The organism is Haloarcula limicola, assembly GCF_010119205.1.
Taxonomy (GTDB): domain Archaea; phylum Halobacteriota; class Halobacteria; order Halobacteriales; family Haloarculaceae; genus Haloarcula; species Haloarcula limicola.
In genome coordinates this window covers 608024-623371 of sequence record NZ_WRXM01000002.1, presented here as the reverse complement: position 1 = coordinate 623371, position 15348 = coordinate 608024, and the positions used below count along the sequence as shown (strand labels likewise).

Genomic DNA, 15348 nt, shown 5'->3' with positions numbered 1-15348 from the left:
CGCGGCGAATCGCGGCGGGCGGCGTTCAGTCCGCAGTTTCGCGCAACTGTTCGTCCGCTTCCATCTCCTTTCGCAGCGTCTCCAGTTCGTACTCGACGGCCTTCTCGTTCGAGAGGCGGTCGAGTTCCCGGTCGATGTCGTCGCTGTCGTCCAAGACGGACTCCAGTTGGCCGCTCTCTTCGAGCTCTTCGAGGGCGGCGGCGCGGGCCTCCATTCGCTCGGTGCGCTCGGTCGCGCGCTCGATGGCCCGGCCCACGTCGGCCATCGTGTCGCCGACGCCGGTGAACGCCTCGGAGACGCGAGCCGACGCTTCGGCGGCCTCGTAGCGGGCCTTCACCGTCTCCTTGCGCGTGCGGAACTGCTCGATCTGACTCGACAGCTCCGCGCGCTTGCCGACCAGCCCGTCCTGCGTCTCCTGGAGCGAGTCGATCTGCTCGGTAAGTTCGCTGATCTGGCTGACGTGAGCCTGTTTCTTCTCCAGGGCGCGCCGAGCCAGGTCGTCGCGGTCCTGTCGCATCGCCTCGCGGGCCTGCCGGTCGTACTTCTCGACGTTCTCGCGGAGCCGCCGGCGGTGGATCTCCAGTCGCTTCTTCTGGGTCGTCACGTCGGCGATGCCGCGGGTCACGTTCTGCAACTCGTCGCGTAGCTCCTCGTAGGAGTAGTCCAACTCCGCCGAGGGGTCGGACGCCCGGTTCAACAGGGCGTTGAGCTTCGCGCGGATAGTGTAGGAGATGCGACCGAGGAGGCTCATCGGGCCACCTCGCCATGCTCGTCGGACGTCGCTCGCGGGCTACGTGACATGCGGCTTTCTACGACTGACGGCGGCATAACAATATCGTCGTGAACCCCGCGGCGACGACCGGGAGTTTATATCCGAATCCGAACGTACCCTGCCACGATGGCCGGTCCCGTTCCCGAACTCGACGAACGCGCCGCCGCGGGCGCGCGACGCCTGCGGTCGGCAGACCGCGTCCTGCACGCCTCCCACATCGACGCCGACGGCCTGACCAGCGCCGCGGTCGCCACGACGGCGCTCGAACGCGCCGGGATTCCCGTCGAGACGGTGTTCAAGAAGCAACTCGACGCCGACGAGATCGCGAGCATCGCCGCCCGCGAGCACGAGACGGTGCTGTTCACCGACTTCGGCTCGGGCCAACTCGACGCCATCTCCGAGCACGTCGCCGCGGGCGACTTCGAGATGGTCGTCGCCGACCACCACCAGCCGGCCGACCCCGGGGACTGTCACCCGGATGCCGTCGAAGATTCGGACGGCTACGCCGACTTCGAGTGTCACGTCAACCCCCTGCTGGTCGGACTCAACGGCGCGTCGGAGCTCTCGGGGGCGGGCGCGGCCTACGCGCTGGCCCGCGCGCTCGAACCCGACGACGGCGACAACCGCGACCTCGCGGCGCTGGCCGTCGTCGGGGCGGTCGGCGACATGCAGGCCACCAGCGGCGAACTGATCGGGGCCAACGCCGGCATCGTCGAGGAGGGCGTCGCCGCCGACGTGCTCTCGGAGGGCACGGACCTCTCGCTGTACGGCAAGCAGACCCGTCCGCTCCCGAAACTGCTGGAATACGCCACCGAGGTGCCGATTCCGGGCATCTCGAACGACCAGGCCGGCGCGACCCGGTTCCTCGAAGACCTCGGACTGGAACTGAAGGCGAAGGGCGAGTGGCGCACCTGGGCCGACCTGGACGCCGACGAGCGCCAGACTGTCGCCAGCGCGCTGGTCCAGCGCGCCGTCAAACGCGGCGTGCCCGCCTCGAAGATCGACTCGCTCGTCGGCACCACCTACACGCTCACCGCCGAGCCGACCGGGACGGAACTGCGCGACGCCAGCGAGTTCTCGACGCTGCTCAACGCCACCGCCCGGTACGAGCGTGCGGACGTGGGGCTGGCGGTGTGTCTCGGCGAACGCGACGCCCCCCTCGACGAGGCTCGTTCCCTGCTCTCGAACCACCGCCGGAACCTCTCGGAGGGGCTGGACCTCGTCAAAGAGCGCGGCGTCACCCAGTCGGAGCACGTCCAGTACTTCGACGCCGGCGACGTGATCCGTGAGACCATCGTCGGCATCGTCGCCGGGATGGCGCTGGGAACGAACGGCGTGGACGCCGAGAAACCCATCATCGCCTTCGCCGACGCCGACGGCGAGCGGAAGGTGTCCTCGCGGGCGACCGGCCCGCTCGTCGGCCGCGGCGTCGACCTCTCAGCGGTGATGCGCGAGGCCTCACAGTCGGTCGGCGGCGACGGCGGCGGCCACGACATCGCCGCCGGCGCGACGATCCCCGCCGGAACGGAAGGGGCGTTCATCGACGCCGCCGACGAGATCGTCGCCGAGCAGTTGGGATAGCTCGCTCGCAACAAGAGCTATACGCCCCTATCTCTCATTGGGGAGACGAATGGATTCCCGACTGTCGTTCGATCTCGCCCTGGTCGTCCTCGCGGCGCTGCTCTCGTACACGGAGACGTTCGGCTTCGCGGACCCGCGGGCGACCATCATGGACATCGTCGATATCTTGATCGGGCTAGACATCCGCGTCTACCTCGTTCTGGGCGGGCTGGTCGGCATGTCGTTCGTCGCCTACCTCGTCGTCTACCTCCCGCAGAAGGCGGCTCGCTCGGCGGGTCCCTGAGAACGCGGCGACCGACTCCGCGTCACCTTTATTCCCCGGCGTCCATCTCCCGCCAATGACGGAGTTCGACCCCGAGAAGTTCGAGGACAAGTACGCGAACTACTTCCCGGAGCTGCAGAAGGCCTACAAGCAGGCCTTCGAGGTGATGAACGACCGCTACGACTCCGAGCTCGTCCACGCCATCGACCAGCAGATCCTCAACGAGTCCGAGCCGTTCTACGACGAGGACGAGGGGTTCTACGTCGAACTGCCCGAGGACCCGCTCGACCGCCTCACCGCGATCGTCGCCGACGACGAGAAGGCCGAGACGATACTCGACGAGTTCGTCGCCGAGATCGAGTCGCAACTCCGACGCATCTTCGACGTCTAGTTGTTTGGGTCGTCGTTACTGGTGTCTCTGTCCGAGTCGCTGGTGCGTTTGTTGTGTTCGAGATTGTGAACAGCCAGAAAGCCCCGACGTTCTGCACTCCCACGGCTCGCTGTGCTCCTCGGTCGCTTCGCTCCCTGCGGTGCTTACATCGCCGGGGTTCGTGCAGAACGTCGCCCCTTTCAGTCCCACCCAGTAGCTAGCCGAACAGCCGACACGGGTGGGACTTTCTGGCTGTTTGCGGTCGTTCCCTTCTCGACAGTGGCACAGCAAACTCCGCACGTTGCTAGGCGACATGGGAAGGTTCGTTACCGTCGAACTGTAAGCCGCCGACATGGACCAACGCAAGCCCCCGCAGACCGAGGAGGGCTGGTACGTGCTACACGACTGTCGACGGATCGACTGGGACGCGTGGCGCGACGCGCCGCAGCGAGTCCGCGACCGGGCGCTCTCTGAGGGCGTCGAGTTCCTCTCTGCCTACGAGAGCGTGCAAGACGCGGAGGAGGGGCAGACGGCCGTCTACACGGTGCTCGGACACAAGGCCGACGTGATGATCCTGCATCTGCGACCGACGATGGGCGATCTGGACGCCGCCGAGCGCCACTTCGAGCAGACGGAGTTCGCGCAGTTCACCGAGCGGGCGTTCTCCTACGTCTCGGTGACGGAGGCGTCGGGCTACACGGAGAAGGCCCGCGAGTACTTCGACGGCGAGGTCGACGACGACTCGGGGTTGGCCCAGTACATCCAGTCGCGCCTGCACCCCGACGTGCCCGACGAGGAGTTCGTCTGCTTCTATCCGATGGACAAGCGACGGGACCCCGAACAGAACTGGTACGACACGGCCTTCGAGGAGCGGGCGGCCCACATCAAGCGCCACGGCGACATCGGCCGGGGCTACGGCGGCGAGGTCAGTCAGATGATATCCGGCTCGATCGGCTTCGACGACTGGGAGTGGGGCATCACGCTCTGGAGCGAGGACATGACCAGCGTGAAGGAACTGCTGACCGAGATGCGCTTCGACCCCTCGACCTCCCGATACGCGGAGTTCGGGCCGTTCTACGTCGGCCGGCGCTTCGACCCGGTGGACCTGCCGGCGGTGCTCGCGGGACAGCGAGTGCCGACCGACGAGCGGCCCGCGGCCGGACAGCCGACGGCCGAACGGGCCGCCCACGCTAGTAGCAAGACACCGGACGCCCACGCCGAGCAAGCGGCCGGACACGCCCGCGCCGGCGATTCTGAGGGCCGCGGGGACGCCCACCCCGGCAGCGCCGGTGAGGGTGACCACCCACACGGCGGCGAGGCGGCGGCCGCCGACCACCCCGCGAGCGATCGCGGCCACAATAGTGACGACGGCACGGGCGACGAGGGCGAAAGCGGTTCCAGTCACAGCGGCGGCCGTCCCGATGTCTCGGGAGACTTCGAGGAAGTCGAGGACGCCGGCGAGCGGGTCGGCCGCCTCGGCGTCCACGAGGGCGAGGAGTACGACGCCGGCGACTACGCGCTGGTCTTCCGCTCCTCGGCCGATGCCGAGGCCCTCGTCGACGACGTCGAGGACCTCGCCGAGAGCTTCGACCACTACGACAGACACGTCCTGACCACCGTCCGCGCCCAGAGCGGCCAGGCTCACGTCGTCAGCATCTGGACGGCCAAAGAAGCCGCCGAGACGGCCGCCGGGTTCCTCGGCGACTTGGACGGTATCGAATCGCGGGTCGGAGGATCGCTCGGCGAGCGCGACGCGGACGGCGAAAGCCAGGGCGAGAACGGAGCTGACGAGGGCCACGCCGAGGCCGCGGCCTCCTCGCAGTCGATCCGCGAGCAGCTCCAGTCCGAGGGGGTCTACGCCGGCCAGCCCCACGGCGAGGACGTCTACGCGCTGGTCGTCTACTCCGAGGCCGAGACGGACGACCTGGCCGACGAAGTAGAGAACCTCCGCGGCGCGTTCGAGCGCTACGACACGCACGTCCGCACCAGCATCTACGCCGACCCGGACGCGGACACCGCAGCCGTCGCGTCGCTGTGGGACACCGAAGATGCCGCCGAGACCGCGAGCGGATATCTCACTGACCTGCCCGGCGTCGTCCGCAAGCAGGGCGAGTCAGACGGCTTCGGGACGATGGGGATGTTCTACACAGTCAAGCCGGAACACCGCGCCGACTTCGTCGAGAAGTTCGCGACCGTCGGCGACCTCTTGGAGGACATGGACGGCCACCGTGAGACGGCGCTGCTGGTCAACCGCGACGACGAGAACGACATGTTCATCGCCAGCCAGTGGGACAGCAAGGACGACGCGATGGACTTCTTCCGCTCCGACGCCTTCTCCGACACCGTGAGTTGGGGCCGAGACGTGCTGGCCGACCGGCCGCGGCACGTCTTCCTGGCGTAACTTGCGGTCTGGCCCTCTCACGCAATTCGGCTCAGTACTGCTGATAGCTCGCGCTGCCGACGCGGATCTCCAGACAGGCCCACTCCATCTCCTCCTCGCCGTCGTCGCCTTCTTCGCTCTCGCCGCCGTCCGTCTCCGAGGATTCGCTCTCGCCGCGATAGATCTCGTCCATCCGCTCTTGCACGTCCGAGATCCGCTCGTCGTCCTCGACTTCCCGGGCGGTGCCGAGCAACTGAACGCTCCAGTCGACGTCGGGGCCGTCCGCTCGCTCGATGGAGACGGCGACTCTCGGGTTCGCGCGGACGTTCTCCAGTTTCTTGCCGCCCGTGAGGACGTACAGCGCGGGGCTCTCGCCCCTCACAGCGCTCTCTGTCGTTTCGCGTTCCGGTTCGCTCGCTTCGAAGACGTACCAGACGGGCGCGACGTGCGGTCGGTCGTCCACGCTGGTCGCGACGTGGGCCGACAGCGGCGCGTCGGCGATGCGGTCGACGACCTCCGAGGAGATGTCCATATCCCACGTACGGCCGGCAGCGAGTTAACGCTCGCGCGAGGACGCGGTCACCGCTCGGCGACGAACCGGAGCCGGCGGTAATCCGCCGTCCACGTCGCCGTCTCGGGGTCGAACAGCCCGTCGCGCAGACGGCCCTCGACGCCGTCGAGGACGGCCTCGCGTTCGCTGTCGTCCACGCCGGCGAAGAAGTCGTCGCCGAATATCTCGATCCAGTTCCGCAGGCCGTCGGCACCTCCGTCCAGTTCCGTCGGCCGGTCGAACAGTCGCGCGGCCGTCACCTCGAAGCCGTGCGATTCGACTCGGGAGGCGTACTCGCCGACGCTCGGGAAATACCACGGGTGCACCACGCGCTCCCCTCGCTCGCGCAGTTCCGCGTCGAGCGCGTCGACGATGCGCCGGACGTTCCCCCGGCCGCCCAACTCCGCGACGAACCGCCCGCACTCGCCGAGCGCGTCGGCGACCGTCGAGAGGACGGCGTCGTGGTCCCCGCCGGGAATCCAGTGGAGCGCGGCGTTCGAGAAGACGGCGTCGAACTCGCCGTTCGGCTCGTATTCGCGGGCGTCCGCCCGTTCGAAGGAGAGGTCGGGATACGTCTGTCGCGCCTCTCGTATCATCTCCGCCGAGGCGTCGATCCCCACCGCGTCGGCTCCGCTGTCGGCGATCGCGGCCGTCAGATGGCCCGTGCCACAGCCCACGTCCAGGATCCGCTCGCCGGGCCGGGGGTCGAGCAGTTCCAGTACGTCCCGGCCGTACTCGGAAACGAAGCCGTGGCCGTCGTCGTAGTCGCCGGGGTCCCACTCGTTGTCGCTCATGCGCACTCGACGCCGCGCCGATGGAAAAACCGTGTCGGTGGTGCGTGCTGTGGCACCGTTTCGCCCCGTTACTCGGGCGTCTCGGCGTCGTCATCTTCGGTCATCGTCTTCTCGATGTCCAACTCGTCGAAGTAGATGTCCACGCCGTCCTGTGCGACTTTCTCGGCCAGCACGGCGCACTTCACCCGCATCGGCGAGATGTCGACGCCGAGCATGTCGACGATGTCGTCGCGGTCCATCGCCCGCAGGTCCGCGACGGCCATCCCCTGTAACTCCTCGGTCAACATCGACGCAGACGCCTGCGAGATGGCACAGCCGTCGCCGCGGAAGGCGACGTGTTCGATGGTCTCCTCGTCCTCGGAGAGCACGACGTCCATCCGGATCTCGTCGCCGCACATCGGATTCTCGCCGACGTGGGTGAACGTGGGGTCCTCGATCTCGCCGGTGTTGCGAGGATTCTTGTAGTGGTCGAGAATCTGCTGCCGGTACATGTCTGAGCCGCCGATACCCATTGTTAGCGCTTCATACGCCGCTGACGCGGAAAAGGCTTGCCGTCCGACCTTTTTTCGTGGGGGGAATCGCGCTCGCCGTCGGCGAGCGCTCAACCCCCCACAAAAAACGTCGATGAAAAAAGCGCGAATCGCGCCGCGATTCGCGTGAACCGGCGGCTTCGCCGCCGGACGTTCTATGGCAGGCCTGCTCTCCACCCGCGACCTTTTTCTGCCTCGGGTCGCCACCGGCGACCACTCGTTGAAAAACGTCGATGAAAAAGGCCGAGCGCTCACACAGTTCGCGCTCGGTGAACCGGCGGCTTCGCCGCCGGATGCTCTCAGGTCAGCCTGCCCTTCCCCGGGTCGCGGCACGGAGGCCGCTCCCGGCCCCCGCACCGCCCTCCGCTCTCCCGCTTAGATGTCGTCGTAGGGACCGCCCTTCGACTCGGCGAGGCGCTCGAACTGGTCGTCGGAGAGCGAGACGCTCGCCGCGCCGAGGTTCTCTTCGAGTTGGTCGACGGTGCGGGCACCGACCAGCGGCGCGGCGACGGCGTCGTGGTGCATCAGCCACGCGAGCGAGACCTGCGCGGGCGTGGCGTCGACCTCGTCAGCGATGGCGCGCACTTCGTCGACCACGTCGAAGTTCTCCTCGGTGAGATAGGCCTCCTTCCAGCCCTCGTCCTCGCTGGCCGCCGAGTCGTCGGTCGCCCGGTCCTCGCGATCGTACTTGCCCGTGAGCACGCCCTGTCCCAGCGGGCTCCACGGACAGACGCCGAGGCCGTAGTCGCGACACATGTCGAGGTAATCCCCCTCGACCTCCCGATTGACGAGGTTGTAGCGGGGTTGGGAGACGGTGAACGGCTCCAGTCCCTCCTTCTTCGCTATCTCGTTGGCCTTGGCGACCCGCCACGCGTTCGGCTCGAACGTCGACGCGCCGAGGTAGTTGACCTTCCCCTCGTCGACGAGTCCGGTGAGCGTCCGCATCAGTTCCCGCGCCGGCGTCTGTTCGTCCCAGCGGTGGATGTAGAGCACATCCAGATACTCCGTCCCGAGCCGGTCGAGCATCAGGTCGATGTTCCGCCGGATGTGCTTGCGACCCAACCCGCGGCCGTTCGGGTCGTCCTCGCGGGTCGGCCAGTAGACCTTCGAGGCCAGGACGTACTCCTCGCGGTCACGCTCGTCGAGCCAGTCGCCGATCCAGTCCTCGCTGTCGCCGCCGCCGTAGACGTCGGCGGTGTCGATGAAGCGCCCGCCGGCGGTCTCGTAGGCGTCGAGCAGCTCGTGGGCGCGCTCCTCGTCGATTTCGACGGTCCCCTCGTCGGTCTCGCGGCCGAAGCGCCACGTGCCGAAGGCCAGTTCGCTGACCGACAGCCCGGTCTCACCGAGTCGAACGTAGTCGAGGTCCACGTCTTCGAGTGCCATGTCTCAAAGGCGTTCGAGCGGCGGCCGCTTCAATGGTCGGGCGGCGGTGGCCTTGGCCGGTGTCTCCCGGCGCTCAGTCCTCGGTCCAGTACATGAGCGCTTCCTTTTCGCTTCCGCAGTTGGGACAGGTGTCGGGCAGCCCCTCGTCGATCTCGCCCATCTCCCCGCAGACCGTGCACCGCCACATGAGTTCGGCCTCCCCGAAATCGTGGCCGGAGCGGGCGTGTTCGACGCTCAGGCTCTCGACGCCTTCGCGGGTCGAGACGAAGAATCCGCCCTCCTCTATCCCGCGGATCGTCCCGAGTTCGGCTCCGTCGGCGTTGTAGACGGTCTCTCCGAACGTGGCCGATTCCGCCTGCTCCTCTGGTTCGTCGGCTTCCTCCTCGTCGGGGGTTTCGCCTCGTCCGCTCATACAGGTGTTAGGATTTCGACAGGCTTCAAGGCTCGCCCCGCGTTTCGGATCGCCTCTCGGGCGGGCGGCTGCCGCGCCGGGCGGCGACTCGTTTCACTCGTCTTGCGGGTCGCTCCGCTATTCGAGGCGTGAGCGCCCCGCTAGGCGAACAACTGCCGCGCCGGGCGAGACTCGCTTCGCTCGTCTCGCTGGCTCTGCGCTCACTTCGTTCGCGCAGAACGTCGTCGACGGCCCTGACCAACTTGTCGACTCTTCGAGGCGCGGAGCGCCCCGCTAGGCGAACAACTGCCGCGCGTCGTCGACGGCCTCGACCAGTTTGTCGACCTCCTCGCGCGTGTTGTAGACGTAGAAGGAGGCGCGCGCGGAGGCGGCGACGCCCAGCTTGTCGTGTAGCGGCTGGGTACAGTGGTCGCCGGCGCGGATCGCGACGGCGGAGTCGTTCAGGATCGAGGAGAGGTCGTGGGCGTGGACGGACTCGACGTTAAAGGAGACGAGGCCGCCGCGCTTCTCGCCCGCGGGCGGGCCGTAGACCTCCACGTCGCCCTCGTCTTCCAGCCGCTCGACGGCGTAGTCGGCGAGTTGCTCCTCGTGGTGCTGGATGCGCTCCATGCCGATGTCGTCGAGGTAATCACAGGCCTCCGCGAGGGCGATGCCCTGACAGATGGGGGGCGTCCCGGCCTCGAACTTCCAGGGGAGGTCGTTCCACTTCGAGTCCTCGTAGGTGACCTTCTTTATCATCGACCCGCCGTAGAGGTACGGCTCCATCTCCTCCAGGAGGTGCTTCTTCCCGTAGAGGACGCCGATCCCGGTCGGGCCGGCCATCTTGTGCCCGGAGAACGCGAAGAAGTCGGCGTCGATGGCCTCGACGTCGACCGGCCGGTTCGGCACCGACTGCGCGCCGTCGACGAAGACGTAGGCGTCGTGGTCGTGGGCGATGTCGGCCAGTTCCGAGACGGGGTTGACGGTCCCGAGCGTGTTCGAGACGTGGACGACGCTGACCATCGCGGTGTCGTCGCCGACGAGCTCGCGCGCGTGGTCCATGTCGAGCGTGCCGTCCTCCTGGACGCGGATGTACCGGCAGGTCGCGCCCGTCTTCTTCGCGATCTGCTGCCAGGTCACCAGCGAGGCGTGGTGTTCCATCTCCGTCAGGACGATCTCGTCCTCGGGACCGAGTTCGTTCAGGCCCCACGCGTAGGCGACGAGGTTCTCGCTCTCGGTGGTGTTCTTCGTGAAGACGATCTCCTCGCGCTCGCCAGAGGCCCCGATGAACTCGGCGACCCTGTCGTGGGCGTCCTCGTAGGCGATGCTGGCCTCCTGGCTCAGCTGGTGGAGCCCGCGGTGGACGTTGGCGTTCGTCTGGCGGTAATAGTCGGCGATGGTGTCGACGACCCGGTCGGGCGTCTGCGTCGTCGCCGCGTTGTCGAGGTAGACGACCTGCTCGCCGTCGAACTCCCGCTGGAGGACGGGGTACTCCTCCCGGATGCGCTCGACGTCGAGCGGCTCGATGTCGGTTTGACTCATTGGGTAGACAGAGGGACTCGACGGGCAACATTCCTTCGGTTCGCCTAAATCCGCCGCATCGGAGCGTTTAGTAACCATCTAACGTCCGGTTAGCGTATACAAAACAATGGTGGTCCCCCGTATGATTCAGGGTATGCTGGGGGACCAGGAGACAGGCGAGAATGGACCGGTTACCCACGTTAAGCGCGACCAACCGCAGCGAGAGGAGCGGTTGGACAGCCGAGACGGCGTTCACCACCGGCCCGACGCGCGACGGCACGAGCTGCCCGGTACTATCCCCGTCGGTGCGTACCGAAGCTATCGTCACAACGGCCGATGGGAGTCCGAAGACGTCCCTCTCTCGCCCGAGGACGGCCGCGACCTCCTCGTCACCGACGAGTGGCTGACCTACGACGTGGACGCCCGCGAGGCGGGTCCACACGAAGTCGCGCTCCGAGTCGCCGCGGCCGACGGATTCGGCGGCGGCGCGGTGGGTTTCGTCGTGGACGACGACCCCCGAGTACGCATCGCGTTCGACGCGACGGGCGGCTGGGAGCAGTGGGGCACCGTGACGACGCAACTCGACCTGCCCCGCGGCGTCCACACGCTCCGCGTCGTGGTCCTCGAGGGCGGCTGGAAACTCGACGGCCTGCAGATCGAGTAGCGGCGCGATAACGGACGAGAGGGCAGCGCGGAGAGAGTTAGAGCCAGAGCAGCTGCGCGTGCCGGGTCCCGTCGACGTCGAGGACGTTCTCCTCGTCGATAAAGCCGTGTTCGACGGCCACTTCGACGCTGTCCTCGCCGACGATGTTCGCGACGCTACACCGAGTCAGGCTGTCGACGACCTCGTCTTCGGAGACGGTCTCTCCGCCGTAAAAGCCCTCCTCGACGGTGATCGAGACCGGCCCGTCCTCGAACGTCTCGCCCATGATGTCCGGGTCACAGACGGAGACGAGCAGGCCCTCGTCGGTGTCGCGCTCGTTGAGTATCATTCCAGCAGCTGCTGTTCGGCGTTCTCGCGCATCTCCTCGACCTCGTCGGCCAGTTCCTCGGCGCGGTCGTGCTCGCCCATCTCCTCGAGCGCGCGGGCCTTCTCCTCGAGGACGTCGGCGTTGCGAAAGCCCAGGCGGATAGCGTTGTCGAACGCCTCGACGGCGTCCTCGGCCAGACCCCGCTCTAAGAGGAAGAAGCCGCGGTTGTACCACGCCTGCTCGAACCGCGGGTCGATCTCGACGGCCCGCTCGGCGTGTTCGAGCGCCTGCTCGGAGCGGCCGGACTCCCAGAGCGCGTACGCCAGATTCGTCTCGGCGGTGGCCGCGTGGTCGGACTCCTCGTCGCCGTCCAGCGCTTCACGATACGCGCCGATGGCGGCGTCCCACTCTTCCAGTTCGGCGTGGGCGGCCCCCTTGTTCGTCCAGGCTTCCTGTTCGAGCCGCTCGTCGTCGGTGTATTGAGCGACCCGCTGGAACGTCTCAGCGGCCTGTTCGTGGCGGTTGATGTGCATGTACTCCAGGCCGACGTCGAGCAGTTGCTCGGCGTCGACGTCGTCGGCCGGCACCTGCCGCCGGTCGAGCATGTCGGTGACGACGCGGGAGTCGACGGGGTCTACCTTGTCCGGGTCGACTTCGAACTCCGGCGGTTCGAGGTCGAAGCCGTCGTAGGGGTCGTCGAACCCCTGCCCCTCGGAGAACTCGTGGTCGTCGGGCTCGCGGTCTGTCATTGGACTCGGTTTGGCGGTGCGGCGGGTTAAGGGCTACGTCAGCGGGACGCCACGATTCAAGTCGGCCCCGGACGAGCTATCGGCCATGCGCGACCCGCTGGCGCTGGACGCCCTCCTCGTCGTCTTCGGTGGCAGCGTGGCGGTTCTGACGGGCGCGGTGATACACGCCGACGGCGGCTCGCTGGCCGTCCCAGTGGCTGCTTCCGGCGTCGCGGTCACGCTTACCGCGGCGCTCCTCGCCCGCCGGTTCGCCTCGCGCATAGACGCTCCCGATTCCTGGTGGTCCGAACCGGCCGAGACGCCGCGGAGACGCGCTCTCTTCGCCCTCTCGGTGATGGCGCTGGTGTTCTTTCGGTTCTTCGTGTTACCCCTGTTACCACTCGACGTGATCTTCGGTGCCGCGGTGACGACGGCCGCCGTCGGACTCGTTCGCGCGCTGACTCGAACGCTATCAGGGTCGGCGGCGACGGCGTAACCTCGCCCGCGACGCCTCCGACTCCGAGACTCGCCGGGGCTTTCTTGCGCTCGACGCCGTAGCCCCGGCCATGAGCAAGCGACTGTTCGTCAGCGTCGACCTAGACGGCCTCGAAGACGCGGTTCGAGCGGTGCAGGAGCGATTCGAGGGCGCGTCGGGACTCCGACTCACCGACCCCGGACAGACTCACGTCACGCTGAAGTTCCTCGGCGACACCGACCCGGATCGAATCGGGGACCTCGTGACCGAACTCGAAGCCGCCGTCGACGACAGCGGCGTCGAACCGTTCGAAGCGCGCTTCGGCGGACTCGGCGTCTTCCCGTCGCTCGACTACATCAGCGTCGTCTGGGTCGGCGTCCGCGAGGGCCGCGGGGACGCGGAACTGACGGCGCTGCACGAGGCCATCGAGGCGCGGACCACCGAGATGGGGTTCGATCCGGAGGACCACGAGTTCACTCCGCACGCGACGATCGCTCGGATGGACCACGCCGGCGGGAAAGAGCGGGTCCAACGCGTCGTCGAAGAGAGCGACCCCGAAGTCGGGCGGTTGTCGGTCGAGGAGATACGCCTCACCGAGAGCGTCCTCGGCGACGACGGGCCCGCCTATCGAACTATCGAATCAGTTACGTTATAGCACCATCTCGGCGGCTCTAGGCCGGCCGAAAAAAGTCAGTCTAGTGATAATTTTTATAGCGTCCAGTCGCGTAGGGCTGCTATGGTCGCCGTCGAGAACGCGGCGTTCGTCTTCGTCGCCGGCTCGCTCACCGCGTTGGCGACCGGGCTGGGCGCGATTCCGTTCTTTCTGGTCGAGGAGTTCTCGGATCGGTGGAACGTCCTCCTCTGGGGACTCGCCTCGGGCATCATGGTCGCGGCGTCGCTGTTCGGCCTCGTGCGCGAGGGGTTGGCCTACGGGTCGCCGATACTCCTGGTTCCGGGGCTGCTCGCGGGCGTCGCTCTCGTGGAAGCCGCCGACCGTGTGCTCGACGGCGTCGAACACGGGCCGAAGCAGTTCGAACGGGCCGACTTCAAGAAGCTCTTGCTCATCCTCGGCATCCTGACCGTCCACAGTTTCCCGGAGGGCGTCGCCGTCGGCGTCTCCTTCGCCGAACTCGGACTGGAGGGCGCGTCGCCGGCGAACTCGGTCCTCGTCGCCGGCACCGCCGTGCCGGTGCTCGCGGTGTTCATGACGATCGCCATCTCCATTCACAACGTCCCCGAGGGCACCGCGATCGCCATTCCGCTGCGGTCGCTCGGGGTCGGCGAGTGGCGGATGGTCTGGTGGGCGGTGTTTTCCTCGCTGCCTCAACCGCTCGGTGCCGTCGTCGCCTACTACTTCGTGACGCTCGCGAAGGAATTCCTCCCCCTGGGCTTCGGCTTCGCGGCCGGCGCGATGGTGTATCTCGTCGCCACCGAGTTCGTCCCCGAGGCGCTCGACTACGGCGAGGGTCTCGCCGGCGGCGGCAAGCGGGAACTGGTCGCCGGCGGTGCGGTCGGCGTCCTGGCGATGGTCCCCCTCGCGTTCGTCTAGAGCGGTGACCGACTCCGGATCACCTTCAGGTCGACGAACGCCGTCAGCGGGTCGTCGTACTCCTCGACGCGGGTCTCCATCCGGTAGTTCGAGTGGTCGACGGCGAAGTGGTACGGCCCCGCCATCTCGACGGGTTCGCGGTTCCCGCCGTCGGCCGTCGACGCTTCGTAGAGGTCCGCCCCCTCCTTCGGGAGCGCCGTCTGGCTGAAGGCGGGGTGTCCCGACGGCGTACTGTCGGGTTCGTGCCCCTTGATATAGGAATCGTACTGAGAGAAGCCATCGCCGTCGGCGAAGAAGTACACGTCGAACGGCGTCTCCGACCGAACGATGTACTCGATAGCGCCACCGGAATCCGAGAGGTCCGGGATGTCTTTCTCTATCCACGCGTTCTGTGGATCGACGGTGACGTCCCGTTGAATACTGACGATGACCTCTCCGCCGCCACCCAGACAGCCGCTGCCGAGGGCTGTCACCCCTGTTCCCAACGTCCGAAGGACCGCCCGGCGCTTCATCGAGTGATTTTCTGCCGATATTCCTACTTAGTTCTACGTGTCCGCTTACAAACCCTGATAACGCCGGACGGCGGTCGGTCCTCGCTGCCGACGGACGCGGGCGGAAAAGGAAGGAATTTAAGTCACGGGGCGGAACACACGGGACACCATGAGTAAGAAGTCGAAGGCCAAGAAGAAGCGGCTGGCCAAGCTCGACAACCAGAACAGTCGCGTCCCGGCTTGGGTCATGCTCAAGACCGACCGCGAAGTGCAGCGCAACCCCAAGCGCCGCCACTGGCGGCGTAACGACACCGACGAATAATGAGTTCCAGTGACTTCGAGGAGCGCGTCGTCACGATCCCGCTCCGCGACGCTCGCGCGGAACCGAACCACCAGGCCGCCGACAAGGCGATGACGCTCATCCGCGAGCATCTCGCGAAGCACTTCTCGGTCGAGGAGGACGCCGTCCGCATCGACACCTCGATCAACGAGGCCACGTGGGCCAAGGGACGGTCGAACCCGCCGAGCAAGCTTCGCGTGCGCGCCGCCCGCTTCGAGGAAGAGGGCGAGGCAGTCGTCGAAGCCGAGACCGCAGAGTAA

Annotated in this window: 20 protein-coding genes; 10 read left to right on the top strand and 10 right to left on the bottom strand. The window is 67.2% G+C overall.

Annotated elements, in window-relative coordinates; genetic code table 11:
- Window positions 1–25: 25 nt before the first annotated feature.
- The gene (locus GO488_RS12620) at window positions 26–751 is read right to left on the bottom strand and encodes a PspA/IM30 family protein (protein WP_162318184.1); all 726 of its coding nucleotides are present in this window, start codon (window positions 749–751) and stop codon (window positions 26–28) included.
- 147 nt (window positions 752–898) lie between these two features.
- Here GO488_RS12620 and recJ point away from each other — a divergent pair, with 147 nt between their 5' ends.
- The 4 genes from recJ to GO488_RS12600 all read left to right on the top strand — a co-directional run bounded on the left by recJ (window position 899) and on the right by GO488_RS12600 (window position 5386).
- A complete protein-coding gene (gene recJ, locus GO488_RS12615) occupies window positions 899–2353 on the top strand; it encodes a RecJ family nuclease (protein WP_162318183.1) in 1455 nt (484 codons plus the stop codon).
- Between the two features lie 49 nt (window positions 2354–2402).
- Window positions 2403–2636, top strand: coding sequence for a hypothetical protein (locus GO488_RS12610; protein WP_162318182.1), 234 nt, complete (start codon window positions 2403–2405; stop codon window positions 2634–2636).
- A 55-nt stretch (window positions 2637–2691) separates the two neighbouring features.
- A complete protein-coding gene (locus tag GO488_RS12605; protein WP_162318181.1) occupies window positions 2692–3006 on the top strand; it encodes a DUF5783 family protein in 315 nt (104 codons plus the stop codon).
- A 331-nt stretch (window positions 3007–3337) separates the two neighbouring features.
- On the top strand, window positions 3338–5386 hold the full coding sequence (locus GO488_RS12600) for a heme-binding protein (protein ID WP_162318180.1): 2049 nt from the start codon (window positions 3338–3340) through the stop codon (window positions 5384–5386).
- Window positions 5387–5417: 31 nt separating this feature from the next.
- Here GO488_RS12600 and GO488_RS12595 read toward each other — a convergent pair whose 3' ends face one another.
- The 6 genes from GO488_RS12595 to GO488_RS12570 all read right to left on the bottom strand — a co-directional run bounded on the left by GO488_RS12595 (window position 5418) and on the right by GO488_RS12570 (window position 10555).
- The gene (locus GO488_RS12595) at window positions 5418–5897 is read right to left on the bottom strand and encodes a pyridoxamine 5'-phosphate oxidase family protein (protein ID WP_162318179.1); all 480 of its coding nucleotides are present in this window, start codon (window positions 5895–5897) and stop codon (window positions 5418–5420) included.
- 47 nt (window positions 5898–5944) lie between these two features.
- Window positions 5945–6709 (bottom strand): class I SAM-dependent methyltransferase, encoded by a 765-nt coding sequence (locus GO488_RS12590; RefSeq protein WP_162318178.1) that lies wholly within the window; start codon window positions 6707–6709, stop codon window positions 5945–5947.
- A 68-nt stretch (window positions 6710–6777) separates the two neighbouring features.
- Window positions 6778–7221 (bottom strand): Fe-S cluster assembly sulfur transfer protein SufU, encoded by a 444-nt coding sequence (gene sufU, locus GO488_RS12585; protein WP_162318177.1) that lies wholly within the window; start codon window positions 7219–7221, stop codon window positions 6778–6780.
- 393 nt (window positions 7222–7614) lie between these two features.
- Window positions 7615–8622: an aldo/keto reductase gene (locus GO488_RS12580; RefSeq protein ID WP_162318176.1), complete on the bottom strand. Its 1008-nt coding sequence runs from the start codon at window positions 8620–8622 to the stop codon at window positions 7615–7617.
- Window positions 8623–8695: 73 nt separating this feature from the next.
- Complete coding sequence (locus GO488_RS12575; RefSeq protein ID WP_162318175.1) at window positions 8696–9034, bottom strand: TFIIB-type zinc ribbon-containing protein; 339 nt, start codon at window positions 9032–9034, stop codon at window positions 8696–8698.
- Window positions 9035–9307: 273 nt separating this feature from the next.
- Window positions 9308–10555 carry an aminotransferase class V-fold PLP-dependent enzyme gene (locus GO488_RS12570; RefSeq protein ID WP_162318174.1) on the bottom strand — a complete coding sequence of 416 codons (1248 nt, stop codon included), beginning with the start codon at window positions 10553–10555 and terminating at the stop codon, window positions 9308–9310.
- A 121-nt stretch (window positions 10556–10676) separates the two neighbouring features.
- Between GO488_RS12570 and GO488_RS12565 the strand changes: the two genes are divergently transcribed.
- A complete protein-coding gene (locus GO488_RS12565; RefSeq protein ID WP_162318173.1) occupies window positions 10677–11198 on the top strand; it encodes a carbohydrate-binding protein in 522 nt (173 codons plus the stop codon).
- A 37-nt stretch (window positions 11199–11235) separates the two neighbouring features.
- On the opposite strand, the gene GO488_RS12560 is transcribed toward GO488_RS12565, so the two are convergent.
- Both GO488_RS12560 and GO488_RS12555 read right to left on the bottom strand, forming a co-directional pair.
- On the bottom strand, window positions 11236–11526 hold the full coding sequence (locus GO488_RS12560; protein WP_162318172.1) for a DUF424 domain-containing protein: 291 nt from the start codon (window positions 11524–11526) through the stop codon (window positions 11236–11238).
- Window positions 11523–12254 (bottom strand): tetratricopeptide repeat protein, encoded by a 732-nt coding sequence (locus GO488_RS12555; protein WP_162318171.1) that lies wholly within the window; start codon window positions 12252–12254, stop codon window positions 11523–11525. Before GO488_RS12555 ends, GO488_RS12560 begins: the two co-directional genes overlap by 4 nt.
- An 85-nt stretch (window positions 12255–12339) precedes the next feature.
- Here GO488_RS12555 and GO488_RS12550 point away from each other — a divergent pair, with 85 nt between their 5' ends.
- From GO488_RS12550 to GO488_RS12540, 3 genes are all read left to right on the top strand, one after another.
- Entirely contained in the window at window positions 12340–12729 is a 390-nt protein-coding gene (locus GO488_RS12550) for a hypothetical protein (RefSeq protein ID WP_162318170.1), read from the top strand.
- Between the two features lie 70 nt (window positions 12730–12799).
- Window positions 12800–13363 (top strand): RNA 2',3'-cyclic phosphodiesterase, encoded by a 564-nt coding sequence (thpR, locus tag GO488_RS12545; RefSeq protein ID WP_162318169.1) that lies wholly within the window; start codon window positions 12800–12802, stop codon window positions 13361–13363.
- 81 nt (window positions 13364–13444) lie between these two features.
- Window positions 13445–14257, top strand: coding sequence for a ZIP family metal transporter (locus tag GO488_RS12540; protein WP_162318168.1), 813 nt, complete (start codon window positions 13445–13447; stop codon window positions 14255–14257).
- On the opposite strand, the gene GO488_RS12535 is transcribed toward GO488_RS12540, so the two are convergent.
- Window positions 14254–14769, bottom strand: a complete 516-nt coding sequence (locus GO488_RS12535) for a hypothetical protein (protein ID WP_241692939.1) — start codon at window positions 14767–14769, stop codon at window positions 14254–14256. The two genes, GO488_RS12540 and GO488_RS12535, sit on opposite strands and share 4 nt — an antisense overlap.
- Before the next feature lie 148 nt (window positions 14770–14917).
- On the opposite strand from GO488_RS12535, the gene GO488_RS12530 reads away from it, so the two are divergent.
- Both GO488_RS12530 and GO488_RS12525 read left to right on the top strand, forming a co-directional pair.
- Window positions 14918–15070 carry a 50S ribosomal protein L39e gene (locus GO488_RS12530; protein ID WP_135303897.1) on the top strand — a complete coding sequence of 51 codons (153 nt, stop codon included), beginning with the start codon at window positions 14918–14920 and terminating at the stop codon, window positions 15068–15070.
- Window positions 15070–15348: a 50S ribosomal protein L31e gene (locus GO488_RS12525; protein ID WP_162318167.1), complete on the top strand. Its 279-nt coding sequence runs from the start codon at window positions 15070–15072 to the stop codon at window positions 15346–15348. The genes GO488_RS12530 and GO488_RS12525 overlap by 1 nt, the downstream gene beginning before the upstream one ends.

What these genes read in the sequence shown, in the direction of transcription:
- GO488_RS12620 (WP_162318184.1), bottom strand. Translation starts at nt 751, where the DNA reads ATGAGCCTCCTCGGTCGCATCTCCTACACTATCCGCGCGAAGCTCAAC.
- recJ (WP_162318183.1), top strand. Translation starts at nt 899, where the DNA reads ATGGCCGGTCCCGTTCCCGAACTCGACGAACGCGCCGCCGCGGGCGCG.
- GO488_RS12610 (WP_162318182.1), top strand. Translation starts at nt 2,403, where the DNA reads ATGGATTCCCGACTGTCGTTCGATCTCGCCCTGGTCGTCCTCGCGGCG.
- GO488_RS12605 (WP_162318181.1), top strand. Translation starts at nt 2,692, where the DNA reads ATGACGGAGTTCGACCCCGAGAAGTTCGAGGACAAGTACGCGAACTAC.
- GO488_RS12600 (WP_162318180.1), top strand. Translation starts at nt 3,338, where the DNA reads ATGGACCAACGCAAGCCCCCGCAGACCGAGGAGGGCTGGTACGTGCTA.
- GO488_RS12595 (WP_162318179.1), bottom strand. Translation starts at nt 5,897, where the DNA reads ATGGACATCTCCTCGGAGGTCGTCGACCGCATCGCCGACGCGCCGCTG.
- GO488_RS12590 (WP_162318178.1), bottom strand. Translation starts at nt 6,709, where the DNA reads ATGAGCGACAACGAGTGGGACCCCGGCGACTACGACGACGGCCACGGC.
- sufU (WP_162318177.1), bottom strand. Translation starts at nt 7,221, where the DNA reads ATGGGTATCGGCGGCTCAGACATGTACCGGCAGCAGATTCTCGACCAC.
- GO488_RS12580 (WP_162318176.1), bottom strand. Translation starts at nt 8,622, where the DNA reads ATGGCACTCGAAGACGTGGACCTCGACTACGTTCGACTCGGTGAGACC.
- GO488_RS12575 (WP_162318175.1), bottom strand. Translation starts at nt 9,034, where the DNA reads ATGAGCGGACGAGGCGAAACCCCCGACGAGGAGGAAGCCGACGAACCA.
- GO488_RS12570 (WP_162318174.1), bottom strand. Translation starts at nt 10,555, where the DNA reads ATGAGTCAAACCGACATCGAGCCGCTCGACGTCGAGCGCATCCGGGAG.
- GO488_RS12565 (WP_162318173.1), top strand. Translation starts at nt 10,677, where the DNA reads ATGATTCAGGGTATGCTGGGGGACCAGGAGACAGGCGAGAATGGACCG.
- GO488_RS12560 (WP_162318172.1), bottom strand. Translation starts at nt 11,526, where the DNA reads ATGATACTCAACGAGCGCGACACCGACGAGGGCCTGCTCGTCTCCGTC.
- GO488_RS12555 (WP_162318171.1), bottom strand. Translation starts at nt 12,254, where the DNA reads ATGACAGACCGCGAGCCCGACGACCACGAGTTCTCCGAGGGGCAGGGG.
- GO488_RS12550 (WP_162318170.1), top strand. Translation starts at nt 12,340, where the DNA reads ATGCGCGACCCGCTGGCGCTGGACGCCCTCCTCGTCGTCTTCGGTGGC.
- thpR (WP_162318169.1), top strand. Translation starts at nt 12,800, where the DNA reads ATGAGCAAGCGACTGTTCGTCAGCGTCGACCTAGACGGCCTCGAAGAC.
- GO488_RS12540 (WP_162318168.1), top strand. Translation starts at nt 13,445, where the DNA reads ATGGTCGCCGTCGAGAACGCGGCGTTCGTCTTCGTCGCCGGCTCGCTC.
- GO488_RS12535 (WP_241692939.1), bottom strand. Translation starts at nt 14,769, where the DNA reads ATGAAGCGCCGGGCGGTCCTTCGGACGTTGGGAACAGGGGTGACAGCC.
- GO488_RS12530 (WP_135303897.1), top strand. Translation starts at nt 14,918, where the DNA reads ATGAGTAAGAAGTCGAAGGCCAAGAAGAAGCGGCTGGCCAAGCTCGAC.
- GO488_RS12525 (WP_162318167.1), top strand. Translation starts at nt 15,070, where the DNA reads ATGAGTTCCAGTGACTTCGAGGAGCGCGTCGTCACGATCCCGCTCCGC.